The organism is Gymnodinialimonas sp. (assembly GCF_059726805.1).
In genome coordinates this window covers 2,447,854-2,473,828 of the sequence record NZ_AP041059.1, presented here as the reverse complement: position 1 = coordinate 2,473,828, position 25,975 = coordinate 2,447,854, and the positions used below count along the sequence as shown (strand labels likewise).

27 protein-coding genes and 1 tRNA gene are annotated in these 25,975 nt (G+C 64.1%); 9 read left to right on the top strand and 19 right to left on the bottom strand.

What is annotated here, in order from left to right:
- Positions 1 to 179: 179 nt before the first annotated feature.
- The 4 genes from rpsB (at position 180) to AC6I9R_RS12035 (ending at position 3,619) form a co-directional block, all read left to right on the top strand.
- Positions 180 to 1,004, top strand: coding sequence for a 30S ribosomal protein S2 (gene rpsB / locus AC6I9R_RS12050; protein WP_461425812.1), 825 nt, complete (start codon positions 180 to 182; stop codon positions 1,002 to 1,004).
- Between the two features lie 81 nt (positions 1,005 to 1,085).
- Positions 1,086 to 1,961 (top strand): translation elongation factor Ts, encoded by an 876-nt coding sequence (gene tsf, locus AC6I9R_RS12045; protein ID WP_461425811.1) that lies wholly within the window; start codon positions 1,086 to 1,088, stop codon positions 1,959 to 1,961.
- Positions 1,962 to 2,331: 370 nt separating this feature from the next.
- A complete protein-coding gene (locus AC6I9R_RS12040) occupies positions 2,332 to 2,628 on the top strand; it encodes a hypothetical protein (RefSeq protein ID WP_461425810.1) in 297 nt (98 codons plus the stop codon).
- A 79-nt stretch (positions 2,629 to 2,707) separates the two neighbouring features.
- Complete coding sequence (locus tag AC6I9R_RS12035) at positions 2,708 to 3,619, top strand: LpxL/LpxP family acyltransferase (protein WP_461425809.1); 912 nt, start codon at positions 2,708 to 2,710, stop codon at positions 3,617 to 3,619.
- Between the two features lie 510 nt (positions 3,620 to 4,129).
- Here AC6I9R_RS12035 and AC6I9R_RS12030 read toward each other — a convergent pair.
- The 3 genes from AC6I9R_RS12030 to AC6I9R_RS12020 form a co-directional block, all read right to left on the bottom strand.
- The gene (locus tag AC6I9R_RS12030; protein WP_461425808.1) at positions 4,130 to 4,933 is read right to left on the bottom strand and encodes a helix-turn-helix transcriptional regulator; all 804 of its coding nucleotides are present in this window, start codon (positions 4,931 to 4,933) and stop codon (positions 4,130 to 4,132) included.
- A complete protein-coding gene (gene aroQ, locus AC6I9R_RS12025) occupies positions 4,930 to 5,373 on the bottom strand; it encodes a type II 3-dehydroquinate dehydratase (RefSeq protein ID WP_461425807.1) in 444 nt (147 codons plus the stop codon). Before aroQ ends, AC6I9R_RS12030 begins: the two co-directional genes overlap by 4 nt.
- Positions 5,374 to 5,454: 81 nt before the next feature.
- Positions 5,455 to 5,853 (bottom strand): rhodanese-like domain-containing protein, encoded by a 399-nt coding sequence (locus AC6I9R_RS12020; protein WP_461425806.1) that lies wholly within the window; start codon positions 5,851 to 5,853, stop codon positions 5,455 to 5,457.
- A 126-nt stretch (positions 5,854 to 5,979) separates the two neighbouring features.
- Here AC6I9R_RS12020 and AC6I9R_RS12015 point away from each other — a divergent pair, with 126 nt between their 5' ends.
- From AC6I9R_RS12015 to AC6I9R_RS12005, 3 genes are all read left to right on the top strand, one after another.
- Positions 5,980 to 7,881: a propionyl-CoA synthetase gene (locus tag AC6I9R_RS12015; RefSeq protein ID WP_461425805.1), complete on the top strand. Its 1,902-nt coding sequence runs from the start codon at positions 5,980 to 5,982 to the stop codon at positions 7,879 to 7,881.
- Positions 7,878 to 8,219, top strand: coding sequence for a RidA family protein (locus tag AC6I9R_RS12010; protein ID WP_461425804.1), 342 nt, complete (start codon positions 7,878 to 7,880; stop codon positions 8,217 to 8,219). Before AC6I9R_RS12015 ends, AC6I9R_RS12010 begins: the two co-directional genes overlap by 4 nt.
- A gap of 105 nt (positions 8,220 to 8,324) precedes the next feature.
- Positions 8,325 to 9,248, top strand: a complete 924-nt coding sequence (locus AC6I9R_RS12005; protein ID WP_461425803.1) for an amidohydrolase family protein — start codon at positions 8,325 to 8,327, stop codon at positions 9,246 to 9,248.
- A gap of 17 nt (positions 9,249 to 9,265) precedes the next feature.
- On the opposite strand, the gene phoB is transcribed toward AC6I9R_RS12005, so the two are convergent.
- The 7 genes from phoB to AC6I9R_RS11970 form a co-directional block, all read right to left on the bottom strand.
- Positions 9,266 to 9,952 (bottom strand): phosphate regulon transcriptional regulator PhoB, encoded by a 687-nt coding sequence (gene phoB, locus AC6I9R_RS12000; protein WP_461425802.1) that lies wholly within the window; start codon positions 9,950 to 9,952, stop codon positions 9,266 to 9,268.
- Between the two features lie 3 nt (positions 9,953 to 9,955).
- Complete coding sequence (gene phoU, locus AC6I9R_RS11995) at positions 9,956 to 10,666, bottom strand: phosphate signaling complex protein PhoU (protein WP_461425801.1); 711 nt, start codon at positions 10,664 to 10,666, stop codon at positions 9,956 to 9,958.
- Positions 10,666 to 11,514 carry a phosphate ABC transporter ATP-binding protein PstB gene (gene pstB / locus AC6I9R_RS11990; RefSeq protein WP_461425800.1) on the bottom strand — a complete coding sequence of 283 codons (849 nt, stop codon included), beginning with the start codon at positions 11,512 to 11,514 and terminating at the stop codon, positions 10,666 to 10,668. The genes phoU and pstB overlap by 1 nt, the downstream gene beginning before the upstream one ends.
- Positions 11,515 to 11,532: 18 nt before the next feature.
- Positions 11,533 to 12,894 carry a phosphate ABC transporter permease PstA gene (pstA, locus tag AC6I9R_RS11985; RefSeq protein ID WP_461425799.1) on the bottom strand — a complete coding sequence of 454 codons (1,362 nt, stop codon included), beginning with the start codon at positions 12,892 to 12,894 and terminating at the stop codon, positions 11,533 to 11,535.
- A complete protein-coding gene (gene pstC / locus AC6I9R_RS11980; RefSeq protein WP_461425798.1) occupies positions 12,891 to 14,345 on the bottom strand; it encodes a phosphate ABC transporter permease subunit PstC in 1,455 nt (484 codons plus the stop codon). The genes pstA and pstC overlap by 4 nt, the downstream gene beginning before the upstream one ends.
- Positions 14,346 to 14,425: 80 nt before the next feature.
- A complete protein-coding gene (locus tag AC6I9R_RS11975) occupies positions 14,426 to 15,460 on the bottom strand; it encodes a substrate-binding domain-containing protein (protein ID WP_461425797.1) in 1,035 nt (344 codons plus the stop codon).
- A 139-nt stretch (positions 15,461 to 15,599) separates the two neighbouring features.
- Positions 15,600 to 16,637 (bottom strand): ATP-binding protein, encoded by a 1,038-nt coding sequence (locus tag AC6I9R_RS11970; protein WP_461425796.1) that lies wholly within the window; start codon positions 16,635 to 16,637, stop codon positions 15,600 to 15,602.
- Positions 16,638 to 16,810: 173 nt separating this feature from the next.
- Between AC6I9R_RS11970 and AC6I9R_RS11965 the strand changes: the two genes are divergently transcribed.
- The gene (locus tag AC6I9R_RS11965) at positions 16,811 to 17,218 is read left to right on the top strand and encodes a response regulator (protein WP_461425795.1); all 408 of its coding nucleotides are present in this window, start codon (positions 16,811 to 16,813) and stop codon (positions 17,216 to 17,218) included.
- Here AC6I9R_RS11965 and AC6I9R_RS11960 read toward each other — a convergent pair.
- The 9 genes from AC6I9R_RS11960 to AC6I9R_RS11920 all read right to left on the bottom strand — a co-directional run bounded on the left by AC6I9R_RS11960 (position 17,215) and on the right by AC6I9R_RS11920 (position 25,434).
- Positions 17,215 to 18,405, bottom strand: a complete 1,191-nt coding sequence (locus AC6I9R_RS11960) for a trans-sulfuration enzyme family protein (RefSeq protein WP_461425794.1) — start codon at positions 18,403 to 18,405, stop codon at positions 17,215 to 17,217. The genes AC6I9R_RS11965 and AC6I9R_RS11960 overlap by 4 nt on opposite strands.
- Before the next feature lie 88 nt (positions 18,406 to 18,493).
- Positions 18,494 to 19,762, bottom strand: a complete 1,269-nt coding sequence (locus AC6I9R_RS11955) for a glutamate-5-semialdehyde dehydrogenase (RefSeq protein ID WP_461425793.1) — start codon at positions 19,760 to 19,762, stop codon at positions 18,494 to 18,496.
- A gap of 61 nt (positions 19,763 to 19,823) precedes the next feature.
- Positions 19,824 to 20,927: a glutamate 5-kinase gene (proB, locus tag AC6I9R_RS11950; RefSeq protein ID WP_461425792.1), complete on the bottom strand. Its 1,104-nt coding sequence runs from the start codon at positions 20,925 to 20,927 to the stop codon at positions 19,824 to 19,826.
- Entirely contained in the window at positions 20,915 to 21,949 is a 1,035-nt protein-coding gene (gene obgE, locus AC6I9R_RS11945; protein ID WP_461425791.1) for a GTPase ObgE, read from the bottom strand. Before obgE ends, proB begins: the two co-directional genes overlap by 13 nt.
- 95 nt (positions 21,950 to 22,044) lie before the next feature.
- Complete coding sequence (locus tag AC6I9R_RS11940) at positions 22,045 to 22,584, bottom strand: GNAT family N-acetyltransferase (protein ID WP_461425790.1); 540 nt, start codon at positions 22,582 to 22,584, stop codon at positions 22,045 to 22,047.
- Positions 22,585 to 22,738: 154 nt separating this feature from the next.
- Positions 22,739 to 23,008 (bottom strand): 50S ribosomal protein L27, encoded by a 270-nt coding sequence (rpmA, locus tag AC6I9R_RS11935; protein WP_461425789.1) that lies wholly within the window; start codon positions 23,006 to 23,008, stop codon positions 22,739 to 22,741.
- A 7-nt stretch (positions 23,009 to 23,015) separates the two neighbouring features.
- Entirely contained in the window at positions 23,016 to 23,771 is a 756-nt protein-coding gene (locus AC6I9R_RS11930; RefSeq protein ID WP_461425788.1) for a 50S ribosomal protein L21, read from the bottom strand.
- A gap of 214 nt (positions 23,772 to 23,985) precedes the next feature.
- Positions 23,986 to 24,429 carry a hypothetical protein gene (locus tag AC6I9R_RS11925; RefSeq protein ID WP_461425787.1) on the bottom strand — a complete coding sequence of 148 codons (444 nt, stop codon included), beginning with the start codon at positions 24,427 to 24,429 and terminating at the stop codon, positions 23,986 to 23,988.
- A gap of 108 nt (positions 24,430 to 24,537) precedes the next feature.
- Complete coding sequence (locus AC6I9R_RS11920) at positions 24,538 to 25,434, bottom strand: hypothetical protein (RefSeq protein ID WP_461425786.1); 897 nt, start codon at positions 25,432 to 25,434, stop codon at positions 24,538 to 24,540.
- A 221-nt stretch (positions 25,435 to 25,655) separates the two neighbouring features.
- Between AC6I9R_RS11920 and AC6I9R_RS11915 the strand changes: the two genes are divergently transcribed.
- Positions 25,656 to 25,745: transfer RNA gene (locus tag AC6I9R_RS11915), tRNA-Ser, on the top strand.
- Positions 25,746 to 25,975: the final 230 nt, after the last annotated feature.

Here is a 25,975-nt window from a genome sequence, read left to right as displayed (position 1 = left end):
CCGTCCCGCCGCACGCCACCTGAGCAACAGGGGTTGCACAGGTTTCCCAACTGCCCTAAGGCAGCCGCACTTCTCAGGCGAAGGCGGGCTTTCGGGGCAAATTCCCCGGGTCGGTCCACCGGTTGAAGCAGCAGCTTCTGATCCTTCGCCCTACGCGCAAACCGGAAAGGAACAATGGCATGGCGCTTCCTGATTTCACCATGCGTCAGCTTCTTGAAGCTGGCGTCCACTTTGGCCACCAAACGCAACGCTGGAACCCCCGCATGGGCGAGTTCATCTACGGCGACCGTAATGGCATCCACATCCTCGACCTGACGCAGACCCACCCGATGCTGGAGCAAGCGCTTCAGGTCGTGCGCGAAACCGTCGCCAAAGGCGGCCGGATCCTCTTCGTCGGCACCAAGCGTCAGGCGCAAAAGCCCATCGCCGACGCCGCCGAGCGCTGCGCGCAATACTACATGAACCACCGCTGGTTGGGCGGCACGCTCACCAACTGGAAGACCGTGTCCAACTCCATCTCGCGTCTCAAAGAGATCGACGAAAAGCAGGCCGACGGCTCGCTGGAAGGCCTGACGAAGAAAGAGCGTCTGGGCATGGAGCGGGACCAGATCAAACTGCAAGCCTCCCTTGGTGGCATCCGCGAAATGGGTGGTCTGCCTGACCTGATCTTCGTCATCGACGTCAACAAGGAAGACCTGGCGATTGCCGAAGCCAAGAAGCTCGGCATCCCGGTCGTGGCCGTGGTCGACACCAACTGCTCGCCCGATGGTGTGGATTACATCATTCCCGGCAACGACGATGCGGCCCGCGCCATCGCGCTTTACTGCGATCTGATCTCCCGCGCGGCGCTCGATGGCATGTCCACGCAGTTGGAAACCGCCGGTGTTGACCTGGGCGCGCTGGAAGAGGGCAGCGTCGAGGAGGCGCTGAGTGAAACGGGCGCCGAGGAGACGCCCGCCACTGACGACGCGCCAGCGGAAGAGGCCCCCGCAGCCGAGGCGTAAGCCGAAAGCGTCACAGCACTGACATCAGGGCCCGGTATCGCCGGGCCCGACCCATTCTCAAATTCTCAGGAGACCCATGGCATGGCAATCACGGCAAGCATGGTAAAAGAGCTGCGCGACACCACCGGCGCAGGCATGATGGACGCCAAGAAGGCGCTGACGGAAACCGCAGGCGACATGGAAGCCGCCGTTGACTGGCTGCGCACCAAGGGCCTGGCAAAGGCCGCCAAGAAATCCGGCCGCACCGCGGCAGAGGGCCTCGTGGCCGTCGCCGTCGACGGCAGCAAGGGCGTTGCGGTCGAAGTGAACTCCGAGACCGATTTCGTCGGCAAGAACGCGGACTTCCAGACCATGGTCTCCGGCATCGCCGCTGTCGCCATGGGCGTGAATGACATCGACGCGCTCAAGGCCGCCGACATGGGCGGTAAATCCGTTGAGCAGACCGTCACCGACGCCGTCGCCGTCATCGGTGAGAACATGTCCGTGCGCCGCATGGCCACGCTGGAAGGCGATGTTGTCGTCTCCTACGTCCACAACGCCGCCGCGGACGGCATGGGCAAGATCGGCGTTCTGGTCTCCACCAAAGGCGGGGATGCGGGCTTTGCCAAGCAGGTCGCCATGCATGTCGCCGCCGTGAACCCCGCCGCGCTGGACGAGGCCGCCGTTGATCCCGACATGCTCGAAAAAGAGCGTCAGGTGCAGATCGACATCGCCCGCGAATCCGGCAAGCCCGAGCAGGTCATCGAAAAGATGATCGTGGGGCGGATGAAGAAGTACCTGTCCGAGATCACCCTCGTGAACCAGGCCTTCGTGGTGAACCCCGACCTCACCGTCGGCGAGGCCGCCAAAGAGGCCGGTGCCGAGATCACCGGTTTCGTGCGTCTGGAAGTGGGCGAAGGCATCGAGAAGAAGGTCGAGAACTTCGCCGAGGAAGTCGCCAAGACGGCGAAGGGCTGACTCTGCCACGGGGAAGCGCATGGTCTACTAATACTATCGAAGGGGCAGAGGAGCGATCCTTTGCCCCCTTTTTGGGGCCATTTGGTGACTGAAGAAGGCGAACGGCGTTTCCGCGAGCGCACTACATATTGTAGCTACTCCAACGCAAGCAACAAAAAGCTCTTGACGGGATGATTCGAGAAGTCCACCTTGCGTTAACTCTTTGGTTTGTCGCGCTGTCTCGTGATCAAGACGAGACAGCGCTAAGGATCAAGGAGCCGCCTCTAACCCGGCAGGTCGTGGCGGAACTTCGAACCAGCAACTGAGACGTAAACGTCGAGAACTCGATGAGTCAAGCGGCCTGCCTTCACAAGACCAGAAAGGCAGAAAAATGATTGACGTTATCTCTGATGCTATCAATGGCAAGCGGCGCTTGGTTCTTGACTATCGGCCTGGCAGACGGATTGTCGAACCACACACTCTTGGAATTGGAAGCTCTGGGCAACTACTGCTCCGTGCATTCCAAGTTGAAGGTGCTTCCGAGTCCGGAAAGCCTACAGCTTGGAAGCTGTTCCGGTTAGAGTTGGCGGATTTTGTTGAGAACGATCAAAGTGGCTTTGCTGGGCCGCGTGAGGGGTATCGCCGTTGTGACTCCGCAATGAAGAACGGAGTTTTGGCAGAACTCTAATCCAGCGTTGTGGTCTTGCATTCCTCCCAAACCCGTCCGACACAATCCCATTGGTTGCAAGCGCCCAAGGGAGCACAAGATGGGGTTTTCCAGAACCAAGGACAGGGTCTTTGCGGGGTATGAGACGCTCTCGGGGTGGCTTTCGCGGCGGCCAAGGCCGGTGCGGATGGCCGTTTACAAGACCTTTGGTGCGGTGTTCTGGGCCGCCTACGGGCTGCCTGGCAACTCCGTGCGCCCCACGCTCAAGGCGCTGGCCGGGCGGGCAGGGGAGGGGTCACCGACAGCGCTGTTCCGCCGCTACGTGCGCCATTTTCTGACCGGCACCGACATGGCCGAGCGGGTGCGCCATGGGTTCGGGGCCGAGTTGGACGGCCGCCTGACCATCCCCGACAAGGCGCGGCTGGATGGGCTGTTGCAAGAGCGTGGCGTGTTCCTGGCGCTGCCGCATCTGCATGCCTCTTTCGCGATGGTCTACTGCCTCTCGCACCAGTACCCCATGCTGGCCGTCGTCAGCCTGACCCGCAACCCCGCCCGCGCAGCGGCGCAGCGCGCGCTTTATGATCAGGCCGGGTGTGAGATCCTCGATGTGCGCAGCGAGACGCCCCAGGCCGTCGCCCGGGCGATCCTGGGCGCGTTGAAGTCGGGCAAGATCGTTGCCGGAACCGTGGACCGTATCCAAGGCGCCCCAGAGGCGGCGATTGACCGTGACCGCGACGTGGTGCGCGCCACGGCCTTTGGCAGCCCCGTGGGCTTCGGCGGCTGGCCCACGCGCTTCGCGGCCAAGGCAGGCGCGCCGATTGTGCCTGCGATGGTCGAGCAAACCGAGGATGGCGTTGGCCTGATCCTCGGGGAGGCCTCCCACCCGAACAGCGACCTGGCGGCCAGCACCCAGGCTTGGGTGGCTGAGCTGGAAAATCTGGTCCTCGCCCATCCCCACGAATGGGCCTTCTGCCTCGACAAGCATTGGTCTCGGGTGTTGCGGGCGGAATAGGGGGCTGCGTCCTGCGCCCTGATCCACGAAAAAACGGCGCTGCCCGGGACAGGGGCAACGCCGTCTTCGCATGTCCGGCGCGGGGGACAAGACGTGCGCCGGAGCGGTCAGCGCGGGGGGACAAGCCGCGCTGTCGTCTGCTGTGGGCGTCACCGGGGGGACAGATCCGGCGACGTCCGTTTCCCCGAAGCGGCGAGGTGGTCCTGAAAATACGAACCAACCGCTCCGAGCCCCGACCGATGCAAGCACCGCCCGAGTGGGCTCGGAGGCGGGAAAATACCGCTCCGAAACCCGGCGTTCCTGGCTGTAATTGCCATCACTCACGGAACACATTTGTTTTGCGATATTGTGACAAAACGCGAAAGGAAGGGATTCCTTACTCCTAAAGCGTTTTCGCAGAAAACGCGTAGAAGCAGCGTTTAGCGATTTCAAAGAAATCGCGTAGCTGCCCACCCCAACCTAAAGCGCTCTCCCAAAAAACAGCCGATCAGACGCAAGCCCCAGCGCCCGTTACCCCCGGTCGCCCACTGACCCAGCCATATGCGGCAGCCGAGGCGTCGGGTCGTCGCGCTCATCCAAACGGAAGATCTGGTTCAGGATCGAGGCCTTGCGCACCGCCTGGGCCGTCGTTTCAACCCCCAGGGCATCGCGCGCACCGCGCAGGTGTTTCTCGATGGTGGCCACGTTGCGCTCCAGCAGCAGCGCGATGTCGGCCATGGTCTTGCCGTCGGCGACCAGTTCCAGCACCTCGGACTGGCGCGGCGTCAGCAGCTTGCGCTGCCCGGTCGCGGGCAGTTGCAGAATGCACAGGTGTGCCACATGGCAGATCGTCTCGATATCCTCGCCATGCTCGGCCCAGATCGCGTCGGCGGCGTCCTGGTCCATGCCCTTCTTCACCGCCATGCCAATCCCGGCATTGGCGTTCTTGATCGCCATCGGAAAGCTGATCGTGTAACCCGCTGTCATCCCGTGCTTTTCGTTCATCGCCCGCATCGCCAACTCGCCCTTGGAGGGCTCTTCATGGGCCATCGCCATATAGACATCGCGCCAGGACGCGGCGCCGACATTGTCAATCGCCCACCGCATCATCACGCCGTCGCGGAACATGCCACCGTCCACATAGGCCTCCACGTAATCGGGGGGCATGTTGGTCAGCAGCAGCGCGTCCTCGGGGTTGTCATAAAGGCCCGCGCCCCGGAAGGCGTTGAAGCCGTAGAAGACGCGGTCAAAGCCGTAGCCCGCCAGCACATGGGTGTGATGAGACCAGAGGTCCTCGACGGTGGTCATTTCCAGATAGGGGCGCAGGTTCTTCATGGGGCGGTGCCTTTGAGATGCTGGACCAGCGCGGAGAGGGCGAGGGGGTAGCCATTCGCGCCGAAGCCCAGGATGAGGCCCACGCAGACCGGGGCGATCATCGAGCGATGACGAAACTCCTCTCGGGCGTGGGTGTTGGAAAGATGCAGCTCTACGGTCGGAAGCTGGGTCGCGCTGATCGCATCGCGCAGCGCGATGGAGGTGTGGGTATAGGCGCCGGCGTTGATGACGACACCCTGGGAGGTGTCGCGCGCAGCATGGAAGGCATCGACAAGCGCGCCTTCGCTGTTGGATTGCAGGAAGTCGACCTCGACACCCAGGTCGGTCGCGGCGGCGCGGCAGGTGGCTTCGATATCGGCAAGCGTATGAGATCCGTAAATCTCGGGCTCCCGGAGCCCGAGCAGGTTCAGGTTCGGCCCGTTGAAAACAGATATCTTCATGCGTCTAAATCCCTTTGAACGCACCATATATTCAAAGTGACGTCTGCGTCGAGTCGTGCTTAACGGCAGGTATTAACGGCGTTAATCCTTGGGCTCGGGCATCTCGACCGGGCCGCCCTGGGCCTCCCAGGTCGAGAAGCCCTCGCGCAGATGCGCGGCGGGAAAGCCCATGTCCTGGAGCGTTGCCACCGTCAGGGCCGACCGCCAGCCCGACGCGCAGTGGAAGACGTAGCGTTTGCCCTCCTGGCCAAACACCGGCTTGAAGTAGGGGCTGTCGGGGTCGACCCAGAACTCAATCATCCCGCGCGGCGCATGGACGGAGCCCGGAATGAACCCGCGCTGACGCTCCCGGATATCGCGAATATCGACGACGACAACATCGGGGTCGGTCAGCTGTGCGATCAGGTCCGGCGTCTCGACCTCGTCAATCCGGGCGCGCGCCTCGGACACCATTTGGGCGGCGGACGTTTTCAGGCTCATGGGGCAGGCTCCTATTGTGTCGCAGATAGCGTTAACGCACATTGACCGCATCACCCCAGGGCCGCAACCTATGGGCGAAATGGAGGACTGATGCGCCCGGGCGCGTCAGGAGAAGGGACAGACGCCATGACATATCAAGAGACCTATGCCGCCGCCGCCGCGGACCCCGAAGCCTTTTGGCTGGAGGCCGCGAAAGGCATCGATTGGACGGTGGCCCCGAGCCAGGCGTTCACCGGCGGCTCGGGCGTTTATGGGCGCTGGTTTGAAGGGGCTGTGGGCAACACCTGCTTCAACGCCGTGGACCGTCACGTTGCGGCCGGGCGTGGCGATCAGCCCGCGATCATCTACGACAGCCCGGTGACCGACACCAAGCGCAGTTGGACCTACACCGAGCTGTTAGACGAGGTCGCGACCCTCGGCGCTGTGTTGCAAGACATGGGCGTGGGGCAGGGGGACCGCGTGATCATCTACATGCCGATGGTTGCCGAGGCGGTCATCGCCATGCTCGCCTGCGCGCGGATCGGCGCGGTGCATTCGGTGGTCTTCGGCGGCTTTGCGGCGGCCGAGCTCGCGACGCGGATCGACGACGCGGGCGCCTCTGCGGTGATCACGGCGTCCTGCGGGATCGAGCCGGGGCGGGTGATCGACTACATGAGCTTGTTGTCGGAAGCCATTGATATTGCAGAAAACAAGGTCGCATCCTGCCTGGTGCTTCAGCGCGACGTGCAGCCCTGTGAGCTGACCCAAGGCCGCGATCTGGATTGGGCCGCCGAGATGGCGCGCGCGCGGGTCGAGGGGCGTCGCGCGGATTGCGCCGAGATGGCCGCCACGGACCCGGCTTACATCCTTTACACATCCGGGACGACGGGCCAGCCCAAGGGCGTCGTGCGCGACACCGGCGGGCACATGGTGGCGCTGCATTGGACGATGCAAAACCTTTACGGCGTTAACCCGGGCGAGGTTTTCTGGGCCGCCTCGGACGTGGGCTGGGTCGTGGGCCATTCCTACATCTGTTACGCGCCGCTTCTGGCGGGATGCACGACGGTGGTGTTTGAGGGCAAGCCGATTGGCACGCCCGATGCGGGCACGTTCTGGCGCGTGATCGAGGATCACGATGTCAGCGTCCTGTTCACCGCGCCGACGGCCCTGCGGGCCATCCGGGGCCAAGATCCAGAGGGCGCATTCATCAAGAACTACGACATCTCGGACCTGCGCACGTTGTTTCTGGCGGGCGAACGCTCGGACCCGGCGACGCTGGCCTGGGCGGAGGCGCATTTGGGCGTGCCGGTGATCGACCATTGGTGGCAGACGGAGACGGGGTGGGCGATCTCGGCGATCCCGATGGGGATCGAGGCGCTGCCGGTGAAGCACGGCTCGCCGGGGGTGCCGATGCCGGGATACGACGTGCAAGTGCTGGATGATGGTGGCAATCCGGTGCCCAACGGGACGCTGGGGAATATCGTGGTGAAGCTGCCTTTGCCGCCCAGTTGTCTGCCGACGCTCTGGAACGCGGAGGAGCGGTTTCTGAAGTCCTACCTCAACGAATTCCCCGGATATTACGCCACATCTGACGCCGGTATTCTGGACGAGGATGGCTATCTGCACATCATGGCGCGCACCGATGACATCATCAATGTCGCGGGCCACAGGCTGTCGACCGGCGCGATGGAGGAGGTTCTGTCCCACCACGATGCGGTGGCGGAATGCGCGGTTGTGGGCAAGGCGGATGAGCTGAAAGGCCAGGTGCCGCTGGGGTTCTTCGTGTTGAAAGCGGGCGTCACGCGGGATGCCGATGAGATCGCAGCAGAGCTGGTCAAGAAGGTGCGCCAGGATATCGGCGCGGTCGCGGCGTTCAAGCTGGCTGTCGGCGTGGCGCGGCTTCCGAAGACACGCTCGGGCAAGGTGCTGCGTGGGACGATGCAGAAGATTGCGGATGCGGAAAGCTACAAGATGCCCGCCGCGATCGATGATCCGGCGATCCTGGATGAGATCAAAACGGCGTTGGACGCGAAAGGATTGATCGGATGATCGAGCGGATTGAACCGGGCGTCAGAAGCTCGAGAATCGTGAAGCATAACGGGGTCGCGTATCTGACGGGTCAGGTGGGCGAGGGTGCGGATATCACGGAGCAGACCGTGGAATGTCTGCGCCGCGTCGACGCGCTGCTGGAACAGGCCGGATCCTCGCGCGAGCATCTGTTGCAGGTGACGATCTGGCTGGCGGATATGGCGGACTTCGCGGCGATGAATGAGGTCTGGAACGCCTGGGTGCCCGAGGGGCACGCACCGGCGCGGGCCTGTGGTGAGGCGAAGCTGGCGCGGGACATCTTGAAAGTCGAAATGATCGTCACAGCGGCCATCAAATAGCGTGCTCAAGCTTGAGCACGGGTCTAAGCCATTGGGATTACTCCAATACTTCGTTAACGGCATATTTAACATAATCATGATTACTGGCTAAATGGACATCACGATATGAGCCTGACAGAACGCCTCCCCCACGGATATATCGACGCCCATCACCACGTTTGGGCGCCGGAAAGCCGTGGCGATGAGATAGGCTACGGCTGGTTGCGCGACATTGGTGCGATGAAACCCTTTGGCGATCCGACGCCGATCCAGCGCGATTACCTGATGGCGGAGTTTCTGGCGGAGGCCTCGGACAAGCCGTGTGCGTCCGTGCATGTGCAGACCGACGGTGCGCTGCCGGACCCGGTGGCCGAGACGCGGTTCGTGCAGGCCGAGGCGGATCGCACGGATCACACCGTCAAAATCGTCGCTCTCGTCGACCTGAGCGCCGATGACCTGACCGATACCCTCTCAGCGCACGCTGAGAGCCGCGATTTCTGCGGTGTGCGCCAGATCGTCGGAAGACTGGATCACCGCCCGGATTTGTCATTTGCGCCAAGGGATTACCTGAGCGACCCGAAATGGGTTAACGGCCTTAAGGTTCTTGAAGACCAGGGGCTGACGTTTGATCTGCAGATGTATCCCGAACAGGCCGAGGCGGCGCTGGAGGCGCTGTCCAAGACCCCTGCCCTGACGGTCATCATCGACCATGCGCTGTGCCCCTATGATCCGGCAGACGTCGTGCGCTGGCAAGCTGCGCTGGCCCTCATGGCGTCGCGCGACAACACCTATATGAAGCTGAGCGGCTGGGGCATGTACGACACCAAATGGACGATGAACGGCGGCGTTGCGGTGCAACCGCAGCTGGCCGAGATCCTTGAGCGCTTCGGCGCGGACAGGGTCATGTGGGGCAGCAATTATCCGGTCGAAAAGCTGGCGACGCGCTATGACACCTGCCGCGATGTCCAGGTGGAAATGGTGCCTGAGGCCGCGCGCGATACTGTCTTTATGCGTTCTGCATCAGAGGCTTACGGCATAAAGCTAACGTAACGCTTTAACGGGCCGGATCACCCCAGGGCGTAGCCTGCGCCGCGCACGGTACGGATCGGATCGCCCGCCTCGCCGACCTTCAAGGCCTTGCGCAGACGGCCCACGTGGACGTCCACGGTGCGGCTGTCGACGTAGATGTCCCGCCCCCAGACGCGGTCGAGCAATTGTTCGCGCGACCAGACCCGGCCCGGGCGTTCCATGAAGGCGGTCAGGAGCCGGAACTCGGTTGGGCCAAGGGACAGCGTATCCTCGCCGCGATAGACGCGATGCTCGGTCAGATCGACGGCAATATCCTCATATTCCAGCCGCTCCCCTACCGTCGAGGGCCGCACGCGGCGCAGTTGCGTGCGCAGGCGCGCCAGCAGCTCGGCCACGGAATAGGGCTTGGTGATATAGTCATCGGCGCCGGTTTCCAGGCCCCGCACCTTGTCCGATTCCTCGGACCGGGCAGAGAGCATGATGACCGGGATCTTGGAGGTATCGCTGGCCATTTTCAGCTGTCGGCAGACCTCGATCCCGCTGACATGGGGCAGCATCCAGTCCAGCACGATCACGTCGGGGGGCGTGTCGCGCACGGCCTCCAACGCCTCGTCGCCGGCGGCGGCGGTCACCACATCGAAGCCCTCGGCCCGGATGTTATAGGCCAGCACCTCGCGTTGGGCGGGTTCATCCTCCACCACCAGAACAAGGGGTTCGCCAGCCATGGCTCAGGCCTCCTGCATATAGGCGGTTTTGTCGTCCTTGGGACGGTCTTCGTCGGGCAATTCGCCGGTCACCAGATAGATCACCTGCTCGGCCACGGACGTCACGTGATCGCCCATCCGTTCGATGTTTTTCGCCATGAAATGCAGGTGCATGCAGGCGGTGATGTGGGTGGGATCTTCCATCATGTGAGTGAGGTATTCGCGGAAGAGCGCGGAATACATCTGATCGACCTCCAGGTCGCGCTGGCGCACGTCTTCGGCGAGGTCCGCGTCTTTCTGGATGTAGGCATCCAGCGCGTCCTTCAGCATCAGTTCGACCTGACGGGCCATGCGCTTGAGCGAGGCGGTTTCGCCGGGCACGGTGGGCTGTTCCAGCACCACCTGGGTGCGTTTGGCGATGTTCTTGGCGTAGTCGCCGATGCGCTCCAGGTTGGCAGAGACGCGGAAGATCGACAGCACGGTGCGCAGGTCCGAGGCGATGGGCTGGCGGAGCGCGATGATGCGCGCGGCCTCCTCATTCACCTCTTCCTCCAGCGCGTCGATGGCCTTGTCGCCCCGGCGCACGAGTTGGGCCAGTTCCAGGTCCTTGGTGTCGAGCGCGGCGGCGGATTTGTGGATCGCTTCCTCCACCAGCCCGCCCATGCGCATGATCCGGGCCTGGATGCCTTCAAGGTCGCGGTCGAAGGAAGAGACGATGTGTTCTGTATTCGGCATTATCCGATCCGTCCCGTGATGTAGCTTTCCGTGCGTGGATCGCTGGGATTGGTGAAAATCTTGTCGGTTTCGTCAAATTCCACCAGGTTGCCGAGGTGGAAGAACGCGGTCTTCTGGGAAACGCGGGCGGCCTGCTGCATGGAGTGGGTGACGATGACGACGGAGAAGCGCGTGCGCAGCTCGTCGATCAGCTCTTCCACTTGCGCGGTGGCGATGGGGTCGAGGGCCGAGCACGGCTCGTCCATCAGCAGCACCTCGGGCGAGGTGGCGACGGCGCGCGCGATGCACAGGCGCTGTTGCTGGCCGCCGGAAAGGCCGGTGCCGGGCGCATCGAGGCGGTCCTTGACCTCGTCCCAGATCGCGGCGCGGCGGAGTGATTTTTCGACGATTTCCAGAAGGTCCGTCTTGTTGCGGGCCAGGCCGTGGATGCGGGGGCCGTAGGCGACGTTGTCGAAGATCGACTTGGGGAACGGGTTGGGTTTCTGGAACACCATGCCGACCTTGGCGCGCAGTTGCACCGGGTCGACCTTGGGGTCGTTTATGTCTTCGCCGTCGAGCGTCACCTGCCCGGTCATGCGGCAGCCATCGATGGTGTCGTTCATCCGGTTGAGCACGCGCAGGAAGGTGGATTTGCCGCAGCCCGACGGCCCGATGAAGGCGGTGACGGTCTTGTCGGCGATGTCAACGTCGACTTCCTTGATCGCGTGGGTCACGGCCTTGTCGGCGGCCATGGCGGCGGCAGTGCGGCCTGCGGCCCCTGCCCCGTAGAACACGTCCACGCCGCGCGCTTGCATTTTCAACTCGTCCACGGCCGTGGCCCCTTTGGTTGTCTGGGTCGTATCATACATATCAGCGTCTCTCTTGGCTCACCACCGCCGCTCGAACCGGCGGCGCAGGAGGATGGCGATGGCGTTCATGATCAGAAGGAAGATCAAAAGCACGATGATGGCGCCCGAGGCGCGTTCCACGAACGCGGGGTCAGAGCGTTGGGTCCAGGAATAGACCTGCACCGGCAGCGCCGTGGCGCCGTCGCCCATGAGCGGGAAGGCGTTGGAGTGCGAAGACACGAGGTCCGGGTATTCGCGCACGAAGGCCACCATGCCGATCAGCAGGAGCGGCGCGGTTTCGCCCAAGGCCTGCGCCAGGCCGATGATGGTGCCCGTCAGGACCCCGGGCATGGCGAGGGGCAGGACGTGGTGGAAGACGGACTGCATCTTGGAGGCGCCGAGGCCCAGGGCGGCCTCGCGGATGGAGGGGGGCACGGCGCGCAGGGACGCGCGGGTGGCGATGATGATGGTCGGCAGGGTCATGAGGGTCAGGACCAGACCGCCCACCAAGGGAGAGGACTGGTTGAACTCCATGAAGTTGATGAACACCGCAAGGCCCAGAATGCCGTAGACGATGGAGGGCACGGCGGCGAGGTTTGAGATGTTCACCTCGATCAAATCGGTCAGGCGGTTGGTGGGGGCGAATTCCTCCAGGTAGATGGAGGCCGCGACGCCGATGGGCAGCGCCAGCACAAGCACCACGATCATCATGTAGAGCGAGCCGATCATCGCCACGCCCAGACCCGCCGCCTCGGGCCGCGAGCCGGAGGCATCGGGCCAGGTGATGAAATCCCAGTTGAAGCGCGTCACCACATCGCCGCGCTCTGCCAGGGCTTGGGCGAGGACCAATTGGTTGACGGAGACGTTGCGGTCCCGCTCTGCCGTGTCCATGGTCACGCGGCCCTTGAAGAAGCCGTCGATGCGCCCGCCCAGAAGGATCTCGGCACTGATGGTCTGGCCGACCAGATCAGGGTTGGCGAGGACCATGGCGCGGATCTGCGCGGGGGCTTCTTCGGACAACATGGCGGCCAGCTCCCGCCCGCCCATTTCATGCTCGATGCCCTGATCTTCAAGGAAGGCCTCGAAAGACATCGCCAGCACGGGCAGGTAGCCGAAGGTCGTCACGCGGGCCATCTCGGCCGGGTCGCGGTTACCGTCGGGGTCGAGACGATCGGCGGACAGTTCCAGCGGATAGCTGATGTAGGTCTGCTTGAACGCGCTCAGACCGTTGCCGAGGATCGAGATCAGCAACACGATCAGCGCCAGGATCCCGACGGTGACAGCAGCCACCCCGTAGGCGCGGAACCGCTTTTCGGCCCGGTTGCGTTTGGCCGTGCGCGTGTCGCTGGCAAAAAGCGAGCGCTTGGGCGCGGCGGCAGGCATGTTAACAGCGTCGGTCAATCGTACTGCTCCCGATATTTGCGCACCACGGCGAGGGCCACGATGTTGAGGCCCAATGTGATGACGAAAAGCGTAAGACCCAGGGCGAAGGCGACGAGGGCTTCGGGCGAAGAGAAATCCGTGTCGCCGGTCAACTGACCCACGATCTTCACCGTCACGGTTGTCATCGCCTCAAACGGGTTGAGGTCGAGCCTTGCCGCGGCCCCTGCCCCGAGCACGACGATCATCGTCTCGCCAATCGCGCGGGAGGCGGCGAGAAGCACGGCGCCGACGATGCCAGGCAAGGCGGCGGGCAGGACGACCTGTTTGACCGTCTCGGACTGCGTCGCGCCAAGCCCGTAGGACCCGTCGCGCAAGGATTGGGGCACCGCGTTAATGATGTCGTCCGACAGCGAGGACACGAAGGGGATCAGCATGATGCCCATGACGATGCCCGCCGTCATGACCGAGGAGGAGCTATCGCCAAGCCCGAGGGGTTGGGCGAAGTAATCGCGCAGCATCGGGCCGACCGTGATCAGCGCGAAAAGGCCGTAGACGATGGTGGGGATGCCTGCCAGCACCTCGATCAGCGGTTTGGCGAAAGAACGGACGCGGTTCGAGGCATATTCGGCCATGTAGATGGCGGCGAAAAGGCCGATGGGCACGGCCACCAGAAGCGCGATGAACGAGATATACATCGTGCCCCAAAGGAGCGGGATCAGGCCCAGTTCCGAGCCGCCCTCAAAACTCGGGCGCCATTCGAGGCCGAAGAAGAAGTCCTGCCAGGGGTAGAGCTGGAAAAAGTTGCGCGTGTCCCAGAGCATCGACAAGACGATGCCGACGGTGGTCAGGATCGCGATGGTGGAGGCGGCCATGAGGATCGTCAGCATGGCCGATTCCACGACATTGCGCGCGCGCAGATCCCGGTTGGTCCGCATATAGGCGTAGGCCAGGCCTGCGGCGGCCAGCAGGAAGACCACAATCAACATGTAGGTCCGGCCGGTCGACGACAGCTCCCGGAACCGTTGGGCGGCGACCAGCACCTCGGGCTCCACATCGGAGCCGAGGGCGACGCCGACCTCGGCCAGGCGGTCGCGAATGTTGGTGAAGCCGCTGCGAACACCGGCGGCTTCCTCTTCGGTGAAGGCACCGCGTTCCACGGCGGCATCCAGGCCCTGGGCCAGGCGGCGCACGTCGGTCATCAACAGATCGCGGGAGCCGCTTTCGGCCACAACCCGCTCGGGGATCAGTTGGGCGACGGTGCGGTCGACAATGATGGGCTGAACGACCAGCCAGACCAGCAGCACCAGAAGCGCCGGAACGATGGTCAGAAGGGTGACGTTGGTGCCGTAGTAGGACGGAAGGGAATGGAGAAGCCGCACATCGCCCTCGGCAGAGGCGACGGCGCGTTGACGCCCCAGAATGAAGCCGAGCGTACCCAGAAACAGCAGGCCGAGAAGGATCCAGAGCATGGCAGGGGTCCGGGGATCAGGTCAGGAAAGAATTGGGTGAGGCCGCGCACCGGCCCCACCCGAGGTTGAAGCGACGGGGCTTACTGGCCCATCAGCGTGCCGTTGGCGACCACGGCCTGGGTCTCGGCCAGCTCGGGGTCGGAGACGAGACCATAGGCGGCCAGGGGCCCCCACTCACCGGCGATGTCGTCAGAGACGAAGAAGTCTGCGTATTCCTGCAGGCCGGGGATCACGCCCAGGTGGGCTGCTTTGATGTAGAAGAACAGCGGGCGCGAGACGGGGTATTCGCCCGATGCGATGGCGTCCACGGTGGGAACAACGCCGGCCATGGTGGCGACTTGCAGCACGGAGGTGTTGTTCTCGTAGAACGCGAGGCCGAAGACGCCGATGCCGTTGGCGTCCGCGTTGATGCGGGCGAGCGTCTCGGTGTAGTCGCCGTCGATGTCGACGGAGACGCCGTCGGCGCGGATTTCCATGCAGGCTTCCTCGGCTGCATCCTCATCCATGCCCATTTCCATCATCGCCGCCATGGAGCCGTTGTCTTCGCAGCCCTGCAGGATCACACGCTCGTCAAAGACTTCGCGGGTGCCATGACGCGTGCCGGGGATGAAGGCCGAGATCGGCTGATCGGGCAGCGCGTCGCGGACCTGGTTCCAGTTGGTGTTGGGGTTGGGGACCATCTCGCCGTCGACGGGCAGTTCAGCGGCGAGCGCCAGGTGCCAGTCGGACTGGGTGAACTCGAAGCTGGGGCCGTTGATGTCAGAGGCGAAGACGATGCCGTCATAACCGAAGCGCACTTCGATGATGTCGGTCACGCCGTTCTCGGCGCAGGTCGCGATTTCGCTCTCGCGGATCGAGCGCGAGGAGTTTGCGATGTCGGTGGTGTTCTCGCCCACGCCCTCGCAGAAGCGGCGCAGACCGGTGGAGGATCCACCCGATTCGACGACCGGAGTGGGGAAGTCGAAGTTTTCGCCGAAGGCTTCGGCGACGATGGTGGCATAGGGCAGCACGGTCGAGGACCCGGCGATTTGCACGTTGTCCCGGCTTTGGGCCGAAGCGGTGGTTGCCACAGCAGCGATGGCAAGGACGGAAACGCTCAATTTTGCGAACGACATGTTGGAGGTGCTCCAAGGTTGTTTTCAGACATCACGCGGGGCTTTTGGGCCCAACGCTTGGGAGGCTGCCTAGGCCCCGTTCGCTGAGCTTTTGTGACGTCTGTGTAACAGTATTATGACAAGGCGCGGGGCGGCGTGTTTAATCCACAGGAAACTGCACCGAGAAGGTGCTGCCCTGGCCTTCCTGGGAGGTGATTTTCAGCCGCCCCCGGTGGCGGTTGACGATATGCTTCACGATCGCCAGGCCCAGGCCCGTCCCGCCCATCTCGCGCGAGCGGCCCGCGTCGATGCGGTAGAATCGCTCGGTCAGGCGCGGCAGGTGTTGCGAGGCGATGCCCGGCCCCTCGTCGCTGACATCGACCACGACGATGTCGCCCTTGGACAGGCCCCGCCCCTTGTCGCGGGTCAGCCGCAGCGTCACCGGCTTGTCCGGCCCGCCGTATTTCATCGCGTTCTCGGCCAGGTTCAGGAACACCTGCATCAGTTGATCGCGGTCGCCCAACACACGCGCAGGCGCGCCGTCGTGGATCAGGTTCAACGTATTGCCCGCATCATCCGCGCGCGGTTTCAGCGCCGCGATGACGCTGCCCAGAAGGACCGTAAGGTCGATCTGTTCGTCCGGGCGCATCCGCGCGGCGGCCTCTACCTTGGACAGGGACAGCAGGTCCGAGATCAGGCGGTTCATCCGCCGCGCTTCCTCCTCCATGATGCCGAGGAAGCGGTCCTGGGCGGCGGGGTCATCGCGCGCGGGGCCGCGCAGGGTCTCGATAAAGCCCATGACCGAGGTCAGGGGCGTGCGCAGCTCGTGGCTGACGTTGGCGATGAAGTCGCGGCGCATCTCTTCGGTCTCGCGCAGGTGGGTGATGTCGGTGAAATGCAACAGCAGGGCACCGCCCTGCCCTTGCAGGCTGGCGATGCGCACCTTGTATTCCACGACGCCCGATTGCTCTGCCCGCTCGATCCGCACCTCCGCCGTGGGCGCGCCCTGCTGCACCGCCTCGATCCGGCTGAGCAACGCGGGCTGGCGCAGGACCGTGCCGTGGCTGCGCCCGATGATCCATGTTCCTAGCAGCGCCGTCCCGGCGGCGTTGGCGTGGTCAATCGTGCCGTCCGCCGCGATCAACAGCATCGGATCGGGCACGGCATCGATCACCGAATGGATCAGATCGCGGGTCATGGCCCCGGCTCCCCTCAGGCAATGCCGCGGATGTGGGGCGATTCTGCGCAGACGCGCAACGCAGAAGCGACTTTCAGTCGCAATCGTTTCATTGGCAATTAATTCTGGCTGCAGTACAAGGGAGCTCAGGTGGGGCCCGTCCGGGGCCTCTGCCGTAGTCAGGTGGTCCCGCCATGAAGACCGACCCACGCGCGCGATTTGAGGCCCGGCCCGAGCCCTCAGGCGGCGGACCAAACGTCCTGGCGGTGGCACTTTCGCCGTCCGCGCTGTCGCAGATGCCACGCCATGTCCTTGCGCCGGATGCCCATGTCTCGCTCAGCACCCTGGCCCGTGTCACGGCGGCCGAAGTGACCGGCGCCGATGCGCCGGATCTGATCCTGGCGCCGCTGACGGCGCGGGGCTTTGACGCGATGGATCTGCTCGGGGCCCTCACCGAGGCCGATTACCGGGGCCGCATTCTGGTCCTGACGCCGCATATGCCCGACGTGCCGCTGGTGCGCGCGGATGTCCTGGCCCAGGCGCCCGCGTTGAACGTGGACGTCATCGCGCTCGACGGCAGCTCGGCGCTGCATCTGCTTTAGATCGCCGCCAGCCCGCGCTCGAAATCGGCGATCAGCAGGTCCAGATCCTCGATCCCGACCGAGACGCGGAAAAACCCGTCGGAAATCCCCAAGGCCGCCCGCCCCTCGGGCGTCAGCCCCCGGTGGCTGCTGGAGGCCGGGTGGCTGAGCGTCGTGCCGACATCCCCCAGGGTCGGCGCAAAGGGCAAGTCCGGGGCGGCTTGCACCATCCGGTCGGCGGCGGCTTCCGTGGCGTCGTGCAGCTCAAAACTCACCATGTTGCCAAAGGCTTGACCCACCAGGGAGGCCGCTTTCGCGTGGTCGGGATGGTCCGCGCGCCCCGGGTAAAGCACCCGCGCCACCTTCGGATGATCCGCCAGATAGTCCGCGAGGCCGCTCGCGTTTGCCTGCGCCTTCTCGAACCGCAACGGAAACGTGTAAAGCCCCCGCTCCGCCAACCAGCACTCGTTTGGGGCCGGTGTCATGCCGACCGTGACGGCGAAATCGTAGATGGCGCGCATCTGGCCCGCGTCGCGCGCCGCCACATAGCCGAGGGTCACATCGGAATGGCCCGCAAGCAGCTTGGTGACGGAATGAATGGTGATATCGGCACCCTCGACAAGCGGCTGATAAGCCAGCGGCGTGGTGAACGTATTATCCACCGCCAGGATCACACCCGCTTCCTGGGCCAGCGCAATGATCCCCGCCATATCGGCGACCCGCAGCGTGGGGTTGGAGATCACCTCGACCAGGATCATCTTCGTCTCGGGCCGGATCGCCGCGCGCATGGCCGCGACATCCGTCGGATCAGCCACAGAGGTCGCAATCCCGAACCGCGCCAGGTCCTGATGCATCAACCGCAAGGAGCGCCCGTAAAGCTGGTTGCCGCCCACGATATGGTCGCCTGCGCCCAGAAGCCCCAGGATCGTCGCCGAAACCGCCGCCATGCCCGAGCCCAGGATCAGACCGCCTTCAGCCTCCTCCAGCATGTCAATCTTGCGCGCGAGCAGCTCTGCATTGGGGTGCCCTTCGCGCGCATAGGTATATCCATGGGCCCGCCCCTCATACTGGGAATGCAACGTCGCAATCGACGGCGAGGCATAGACGACCGAGGGCTGGATCGGCGTCACCACCGCCCGGCTCACCCCTTCGCGCAACGCCGCGCGCCGCACCAATGTCCCCGGCCTGGAATTCCGCCCCTCGCTCATCACGGGCTCCCCCTCTTCCCTGTTCCAAAAATATCCCGGGGTGTCTGAGGGGCTGGCCCCTCAGTCCCGCAACCCGCCAAACGCACCGTCAGCCGCGCACAGTCCCATCGCCCGACACAAGATACTTGAACGAGGTCAACTGCTGCGCCCCCACGGGCCCGCGCGCATGCATCTTGCCCGTGGCAATCCCAATCTCTGCCCCCATGCCAAACTCGCCGCCATCGGCAAACTGGGTGGAGGCGTTGTGCATCAGGATCGCGCTGTCGAGCCGCTGGAAAAAGCGCGCAACTGCTGCCCCCTCCTCGGCAATGATCGCATCGGTGTGGTTGGAGCCAAAGTTGCGGATATGATCCAGCGCGGCGTCGATGTCATCGACCACCCGCGCGGCGATGATCATGTCGAGAAACTCGCGCCCCCAATCGTCCTCCTGCGCCGCCACGACCCCTTCTATGCCCTGCACATCCGCGTCCCCGCGCACCTCCACGCCCGCGTCGAGCAAGGCGCGCACGACGCCTTGGCCGATGGTGTCAAACACCTCGCGGTGGATCAGCAGACATTCAGCCGAGCCGCAGATCCCCGTGCGCCGGGTCTTCGCGTTGAGCACCACGCGCAGCGCTTTTTCGGGGTCGGCAGAGGCATCGAGGTAGACATGACAAATCCCCTCCAGATGGGCGAAGACCGGCACCCTTGCCTCGCGCTGCACCAGCCCGACAAGCCCCTTGCCGCCGCGCGGCACGATCACATCGATGGTCTCGGTCATCGTCAGCATCTGCGAGACGGCCTCCCGGTCACGGGTCGGCACCCGTTGCACGGCATCTTCGGGCAGACCGGCGGCGCGCAGCCCCTCTTGCAGGCAATCGGCCAGCACGCCCGAGGAATGGAAGCTTTCCGAGCCGCCGCGCAGGATCACCGCATTGCCGGATTTCAGGCACAGGGCACCGGCGTCGGCGGTCACATTGGGGCGGCTTTCATAGATCACCCCGATCACCCCCAATGGCGTGCGGACGCGCTTGATGTGCAGCCCGCTCTCCATATCCCATTCGGTCATCACCTGGCCCACGGGATCGTCCTGCCCCGCCACGGAGCGTAGGCCCGAAACGATGCCGTCCACCCGCGCCTCGTCCAGCATCAGGCGGTCCAGCATGGCGTCCGACAGGCCCTTTTCACGCCCGAACGCCATGTCCTTCTCGTTGGCGGCAATGATCTCGGCCCGGCGCGCCCAGACCGCATCGGCGGCCGCGGTGAGCGCCGTCACCTTGGCCTCTGGCGCCGCAAACGCCAGCACGGCACTGGCCGCCTTGGCGCGCGCGCCAAGCTCGGCCATCAGGGCGGGGACGTTGTCTGTTAGGTCTTTCATCTCAAACCTCATCGCGGGTGTTTCGGAAGGATAGGCGGTTTTGAGCGGGTGTGAAGGGGCGTCAGAGGCCCATGTCATCGCGGTGGACCAGGGCAGCGCGCCCTGGATAGCCCAGGATCTCGGGGATTTCATCGGAGTGATGCCCCCGGATTGCGCGCGCCTCGTCAGCGGCATAGCGGCTGAGCCCGATGCCAAGCGCGGCGCCCTCCGGTCCCTCCAGCCGCACCGGATCGCCGCGCTGGAACGCGCCCGAGACGGCGCTGACGCCCGCCGGCAGCAGGGACTTGCCCCGCCCCAGCGCCGCCGCCGCGCCCGCATCAAGGCGCAGCGCGCCCTTGGGCTTCATTGCCCCGATCCAGGCCTTGCGCGCCTGTTGCGGCGAGAGGGTCGCGGTGAACCAGGTGGCTTTCGCGCCATCCTCCAGCGCCTGCAAGGGCCGCAGGACGTCGCCCTGGGTGATCGCCATGGCACAGCCCGCCGCCGTCGCCGTGCGCGCGGCCAGAACCTTGGTCTTCATCCCGCCCTTCGACAGACCCGAGCCCGCATCGCCCGCCATCGCCTCGATCTCCGGCGTGATCGCATCGACCCGCGGCAGGTGCTGCGCGCCCTCGGTGCCCGGCAGCGCCGTATAGAGCCCGTCCACATCGCTCAGCAGCACGCAGATGTCCGCGCCCGCCATCACCGCCACATTGGCGGCCAGCCGGTCGTTGTCGCCATAACGGATCTCGTCTGTCGCAATGGTATCGTTCTCGTTCACAATCGGCACCGCCCCGCGCGCCAGAAGCGCCGCGAAGGTCGCGCGGGTGTTGAGGTAGCGCCGCCTGTCGCCACTATCGTCCAGCGTCAGCAGGATCTGCGCCGAGGTCAGCCCATGGGGCGCCAGCGCCTCTTCATAGGCGCCCGCCAGGCGGATCTGGCCCACCGCCGCCGCCGCCTGCGCCTCATCGAGCGACAGCGCGCCGGTGCCAAGGGCCAGGGCCCCGCGCCCCAGCGCAATCGCGCCCGAGGACACAAGGATCACATCGGTGCCCGCCGACTTTAACGCCGCCACGTCCTGGGCCAACGCCACCAGCCAGTCGCGGCGCAAATCGCCGCTGACCCGGTCCACCAGCAGCGCCGAGCCGATCTTGACGACAACGCGTTTGGCGCCGCTCAGGGACGCCATGTCTCGGGCTCCTCCAAAGCCTCTCGGGCCGCCTTGTGATTGGCGTCGACGCGCGCGCGCAACACGCGCAACACCTCGGTCACGCCGGTGCGCGCCACGCCCGACATCTCCATCAGGTTGCCCGCCACAGCGCCCAAAGCTTCGCGCTTCTCGGCCAGCTCTTCCGGTTCAATCGCGTCGATCTTGTTGAGCACGGTGATGCGCGGCTTCAGCGCCAGTTCACCGCCATAGGCTTCCAGTTCCGCAATAATCGTCTGGTAGTCACTCACCACATCGTCGGACGTGCCATCGACCAGATGCAGCAGCGCCGCACACCGCTCCACATGCCCCAGGAACGTATCGCCGAGGCCCCTGCCCTCGCTCGCGCCCTCGATGAGACCCGGAATATCGGCCACGACAAACTCCGCCCCGTCCACGCCAACAACACCCAGATTGGGCACCAACGTAGTAAACGGATAATCGGCAATCTTGGGGCGCGCATTGGACGTTGCGGCCAGAAACGTCGATTTGCCGGCATTCGGCAGACCCAACAGGCCCACGTCGGCAATCAGCTTCAGGCGCAGCCAGATCGTGCGCTCCACACCTTCAAGCCCGGGGTTGGCCCGGCGCGGCGCCTGGTTGGTCGCGCTCTTGAAATGCAAATTGCCAAAGCCGCCATTGCCGCCCTTGGCGATGCAGATCCGCTGACCCACGGTGTCCAGATCGGCGATCAGCGTCTCCTGATCCTCCTCCAGCACCTCGGTGCCCGCCGGCACCCGCAGCACAATATCCGCGCCGTCCTTGCCGGTGCGCTGTTTACCCATGCCGGGCTGGCCGTTCTTGGCAAAGAAATGCTGCTGGTAGCGAAAATCGATCAGCGTGTTCAGCCCATCCACGACCTCCACAAATACCGAGCCTCCGGTGCCGCCGTCGCCGCCATCAGGGCCGCCATACTCGATGTACTTCTCGCGTCGGAACGAAACCGACCCGCCGCCACCGCCGCCGGACCGGATGTAGACTTTCGCAAGATCAAGAAACTTCATCTAAAACCCAAGCGCGCCGCTGGCCCGCCCCTTCATCTTGCCCCTACAACTCCGGGGGTGTGGGGGCTGGCCCCCACCTCTCCGACAACTGCCTCTTACGCCAACCGCTTGAGATAAGTCCACGTCGCAACTTTTGCCCCGCGCGCCACCGAGAAGGCCTCGGCATCGCCCAGATAGTCGAACCCCGCATTGGTCAGCACCCGGGCCGAGCCCGGATTATCCTGAAACACGGAGCCGAAAAATGTGCTGTTTTCCAAGGGGTTGGCGTCCACCATGGCCTGCACGGCCTCGGAAGCGAACCCGGTGTTCCACATCGCAGGCGCAACCCAATAGCCGATTTCCGATTGGTTACGATCCATCTGGTCCAGCGAAATCACCCCCATCACTTCCGCGCCGCCAAACTCCGTCGCATCCATGACCCAGGCATAGGACCCGCGATCGGGCTTCATCACATTGGCGATGAAGCTTTCCACAGCGCCCGGCGGCAACGGATGCGGGATCGAGGTCGTCATCTCGGCCACCCGCTTGTCGGCGTGATACATCGACAACAGCCCCGCATCCGAGGGACGCAGGGGCCGCAGGAACATGCGCGGCGTCTCGATCACGGCCTGGGCCAAAATGGTTTCCTGTTTCATCCGTCAGTCCTCCTCCGAACCGATCTCCCGTAGCCCATGTCCTTCCAGCGCGATGTGGGCGCTGGGGCCTCCTGACACAAGACAGGTTACAAAAATGCGAAGGGCCGGCGAAATCGCCGGCCCCCTGAAATGTCTTACCCTTGGGATATGGCGATTACTCTGCAGCCTCGGCTGCTGGGAGTACGGAAATGAACGTGCGGCCCTTGAAGCCCTTCTTGAAGGACACGTGGCCTTCGGCAACTGCAAAGATCGTGTGATCCTTGCCTTCGCCCACGCCCTCACCCGGCCACCACTTGTTGCCGCGCTGACGCGCGATGATGTTGCCGGGGATCACGGCTTCGCCGCCGTATTTCTTGATGCCAAGGCGGCGACCGGCTGAGTCGCGGCCGTTGCGGGAGGAACCACCTGCTTTTTTATGTGCCATGGGTCAATTACTCCTGTTCTGCGGCAAACGCGGTGGCTTGCTCGATCCAGTTGTCACGCTCAATGCGGCCTTTGAACGACAGCTTGTCATCCATATAGGCAATGTCGGACGGGCCCCAAGCCATGATCTGGTCAAAGTGGAACACGCCGTTTTCGTGCAGCAGGCCTTCCAGCTTGGGCCCGACGCCCGAGATCTTCTTGAGATCATCGGGCTGGCCGCCACGCGCTTCCGTCAGCAGGTTCGCGGGCGCGGTGCCTGCGTCTGCCGCTTCCGCCGCAGGGGCGGCTTCGGCCTTCGCCTTCTTGGGCGCCGCTTTCTTCTCGGCCTTGGGGGCCTCGGCGGCGGGTGCCTCTGCCTTCTTGGCTTTCTTTGGTGCAGCGGCGGCAACAGCCGCGCTTGCGGTCACAGAGCCCGAGCCCATCGCGGCTTTCACGCCGGTCTTGTCGCCACCCGATGCGAGGATCTCGGTGATCTCGATCAGGGTCAGCTTCTGGCGGTGGCCCTTCTTGCGCTGGGACGAGTGCTTGCGGCGGCGCTTGACGTAGTGGATGAGCTTTTCGCCCTTCACGGTGTCGATCACGTTGGCCTGCACGGCAGCACCCGCCACAAGCGGCGCGCCCACAGTGACACTGTCACCGCCGAGCATCAGGATATCGTTGAATTGCACGGCCTCACCGGCCTCTGCTGCAAGCAGTTCCACGCGCAGTTTGTCACCGGCCTGGACTTTATATTGCTTGCCGCCTGTCTTCATGACAGCGAACATGGTGTCTTCCTTCTTGTCCCGCGCCCTGTGGTCCAAACGCGCGATCTGCGCGAAAGCGTTTCGGGTTTCCCCACCTCGGGCTGCGCGCCCCTCTTTCAGGGCGTCATACATACCATTTCCCACGCGCAATCTGCCCGTCGGAAGCCGCCGTATCGGCCATGGCGCAGGCTTTGTCAACAGGCCTGGCACGGCTTTTGCGCGGGTCCGCGCTGCCTTACGCGGTGATCTCTTTCATCGCCTCTTGCAGGCGCGCGCCGGTTTCCACGTGGCGCTCGATAATGGGGGAGATGTACTCTTCCCACTGTTTGCCGAGGTTCTTCGCCATTTCCGCGATCTTCTCATGGTCGGGCCGTTTCGTGAGATACTCCAGCGTTTTGCGCGCGGCCGCCTCAAGGCGGACCGCGGCGCTGATCTCGGTGACCGAGGCATTGGGGCTGTTGCGCACGCTTTGGGCCAACAGCACGGCATCGCCGGCAATCTTGGAAAGTGCGACGGCCTCGGTGAAGGGAAGCGCCAGTATTGCCGCCCCGTCGTTGGCGTTGAACTGATCGAAAATATCCGACATCGCGTCCATCCGCTCGGCCAGTTTCATGTCGGTCCGGTGGTAGAGGCCAAAAAGACCATCGTAGCCGTAGATCAAACCCATTTCATTGAACATCTTTAACCCTCAAGCAAAAACAATGGCTTGAAGACTACCCGTGGCGGTGCAAAAGGCAATGGTTTTTGCCGCTCGCCCCGCCGCTTGATCCGGCCCCAGGGCCCGCTGTCAGATGTCCTCGCCCGCGATGAACCCCGCAGCCGCATAGCCCAGATCATAGCTGAGCGCGGCCAGCATCTCATCGAACGCCGCGAACAGCGCGGCATTCACCGCCCGCCCCGCCGGGCTGTCGGAGAGCGCCAGGTACGCCTCCAGATCCGCATCGGAGGCCTCGGCATAGGCGGCAAGCTGGAACGAGAACAGCCATTCCACCGTAAGCTGGCGCACCTCGGGCTCTTGCGCCCAAACCTCGGCCAGCATCAGGCTTTCCGGCACTTCGTTGTCGAAGGCCCCGCCCTCGATGAGCCCCCGGTAAAAGGCAATGCGCAGGTTCAACGCGCCCGAGACGTTGCGTTCGATCAACCCGTTGATGTCGTCGAACCGCTGCAGGATTTCGAGCCGGGGGTCATTTTCCGTGACCGCCGCCATGAAAACCTCGGTCGCGGCCTCGACGCCGCTTTCGTCCAGAAACAAGCGCCGCGCGGCCAGCTCGCCCGCGATGACCCGTTCGCCTGCCTCGGTCTCCAAAAAGGCCTGCACGGTGGCGATCTGCTCGGCCGTCAGCGCGTTACGGTCAAACGCCTCTTCAAAGAGCGCCACCATCCGGGGCGTGGCATGGAGCCCCGCGACCGTCGCCTGCCAAGCCGCGCCCCCTGCCCCGGGAAAGAGCTGCTCTTCCAGGTCGGCGGCGCCGCGCATGTTCTCGGCGCCCATCAGCGCGATGATCTCATACATGCCCATGGCGTCGAGCATCCGGTACAACTCCGGCGCTTCCTGCGCCAAAGTCACCGAAGCGGCCGCCTGCACGTCCTGCGCCAGAGGGAGGGCTTGCGCCTGCGCGGGCGGCGACGGAAATGCCAGGGCCGCAAGCGCCAGGCCAGCGGTCAAATAAGCGGTGCGGATCATCGGGGCTCCCTCGTCAATTCTGCCTCTTAGGATGACGCGGATTGATCCTGAAAGCCATGGCGCGATCACATTGTGGTGAGCCCATGGGCACTTTTCCGCAAAGCCGCGCGCCCGTGACAGGAAAAATTCAAACGTGCTTGCACGTCGCAGCCCCTTGCGTGCCCCGCCGCTTGCCGCTACCTGTCCGCCCGGGAGCCCGCCCGAGCGGGGTCCAAGACCGCGGAGAGGTGCCGGAGTGGTCGAACGGGGCGGTCTCGAAAACCGTTGTGGGTGCAAGCCCACCCAGGGTTCGAATCCCTGTCTCTCCGCCATCAATTCAAAGCATAGAATAAGGGATTTCGTGCCAACGCCAAGCCCCAGCGCCGGTCCAGCACCGGATGGATCTGTGCCGTTTATTTTCGTTGCATGAGGTTGCGCAATACAAACCGGATTAATTGACCTATGTGCGCGAAGCGGACCCACCCCCTTCTAAGGCGGCTCAACTCGGGTCATATTCGGATGGCCACCAACAAAAGAACGTGACTTTGAAGGTCAGCAAAAC

Excerpts from the sequence above, each read along its gene's own strand:
- AC6I9R_RS11965 (WP_461425795.1), top strand. The coding sequence starts at position 16,811 with ATGAAGACCGACCCACGCGCGCGATTTGAGGCCCGGCCCGAGCCCTCA.
- aroQ (WP_461425807.1), bottom strand. The coding sequence starts at position 5,373 with ATGAAGATATCTGTTTTCAACGGGCCGAACCTGAACCTGCTCGGGCTC.
- AC6I9R_RS11975 (WP_461425797.1), bottom strand. The coding sequence starts at position 15,460 with ATGTCGTTCGCAAAATTGAGCGTTTCCGTCCTTGCCATCGCTGCTGTG.
- proB (WP_461425792.1), bottom strand. The coding sequence starts at position 20,927 with ATGGCGTCCCTGAGCGGCGCCAAACGCGTTGTCGTCAAGATCGGCTCG.
- AC6I9R_RS12010 (WP_461425804.1), top strand. The coding sequence starts at position 7,878 with ATGATCGAGCGGATTGAACCGGGCGTCAGAAGCTCGAGAATCGTGAAG.
- rpsB (WP_461425812.1), top strand. The coding sequence starts at position 180 with ATGGCGCTTCCTGATTTCACCATGCGTCAGCTTCTTGAAGCTGGCGTC.
- AC6I9R_RS12020 (WP_461425806.1), bottom strand. The coding sequence starts at position 5,853 with ATGAGCCTGAAAACGTCCGCCGCCCAAATGGTGTCCGAGGCGCGCGCC.
- phoB (WP_461425802.1), bottom strand. The coding sequence starts at position 9,952 with ATGGCTGGCGAACCCCTTGTTCTGGTGGTGGAGGATGAACCCGCCCAA.
- pstC (WP_461425798.1), bottom strand. The coding sequence starts at position 14,345 with ATGCTCTGGATCCTTCTCGGCCTGCTGTTTCTGGGTACGCTCGGCTTC.
- AC6I9R_RS11930 (WP_461425788.1), bottom strand. The coding sequence starts at position 23,771 with ATGTTCGCTGTCATGAAGACAGGCGGCAAGCAATATAAAGTCCAGGCC.
- rpmA (WP_461425789.1), bottom strand. The coding sequence starts at position 23,008 with ATGGCACATAAAAAAGCAGGTGGTTCCTCCCGCAACGGCCGCGACTCA.
- pstB (WP_461425800.1), bottom strand. The coding sequence starts at position 11,514 with ATGTATGATACGACCCAGACAACCAAAGGGGCCACGGCCGTGGACGAG.
- AC6I9R_RS12015 (WP_461425805.1), top strand. The coding sequence starts at position 5,980 with ATGACATATCAAGAGACCTATGCCGCCGCCGCCGCGGACCCCGAAGCC.
- AC6I9R_RS12030 (WP_461425808.1), bottom strand. The coding sequence starts at position 4,933 with ATGAAGAACCTGCGCCCCTATCTGGAAATGACCACCGTCGAGGACCTC.
- phoU (WP_461425801.1), bottom strand. The coding sequence starts at position 10,666 with ATGCCGAATACAGAACACATCGTCTCTTCCTTCGACCGCGACCTTGAA.
- AC6I9R_RS12040 (WP_461425810.1), top strand. The coding sequence starts at position 2,332 with ATGATTGACGTTATCTCTGATGCTATCAATGGCAAGCGGCGCTTGGTT.
- AC6I9R_RS11970 (WP_461425796.1), bottom strand. The coding sequence starts at position 16,637 with ATGACCCGCGATCTGATCCATTCGGTGATCGATGCCGTGCCCGATCCG.
- obgE (WP_461425791.1), bottom strand. The coding sequence starts at position 21,949 with ATGAAGTTTCTTGATCTTGCGAAAGTCTACATCCGGTCCGGCGGCGGT.
- AC6I9R_RS11920 (WP_461425786.1), bottom strand. The coding sequence starts at position 25,434 with ATGATCCGCACCGCTTATTTGACCGCTGGCCTGGCGCTTGCGGCCCTG.
- AC6I9R_RS11925 (WP_461425787.1), bottom strand. The coding sequence starts at position 24,429 with ATGTTCAATGAAATGGGTTTGATCTACGGCTACGATGGTCTTTTTGGC.
- AC6I9R_RS12035 (WP_461425809.1), top strand. The coding sequence starts at position 2,708 with ATGGGGTTTTCCAGAACCAAGGACAGGGTCTTTGCGGGGTATGAGACG.
- AC6I9R_RS12005 (WP_461425803.1), top strand. The coding sequence starts at position 8,325 with ATGAGCCTGACAGAACGCCTCCCCCACGGATATATCGACGCCCATCAC.
- AC6I9R_RS11955 (WP_461425793.1), bottom strand. The coding sequence starts at position 19,762 with ATGAAAGACCTAACAGACAACGTCCCCGCCCTGATGGCCGAGCTTGGC.
- AC6I9R_RS11960 (WP_461425794.1), bottom strand. The coding sequence starts at position 18,405 with ATGAGCGAGGGGCGGAATTCCAGGCCGGGGACATTGGTGCGGCGCGCG.
- tsf (WP_461425811.1), top strand. The coding sequence starts at position 1,086 with ATGGCAATCACGGCAAGCATGGTAAAAGAGCTGCGCGACACCACCGGC.
- AC6I9R_RS11940 (WP_461425790.1), bottom strand. The coding sequence starts at position 22,584 with ATGAAACAGGAAACCATTTTGGCCCAGGCCGTGATCGAGACGCCGCGC.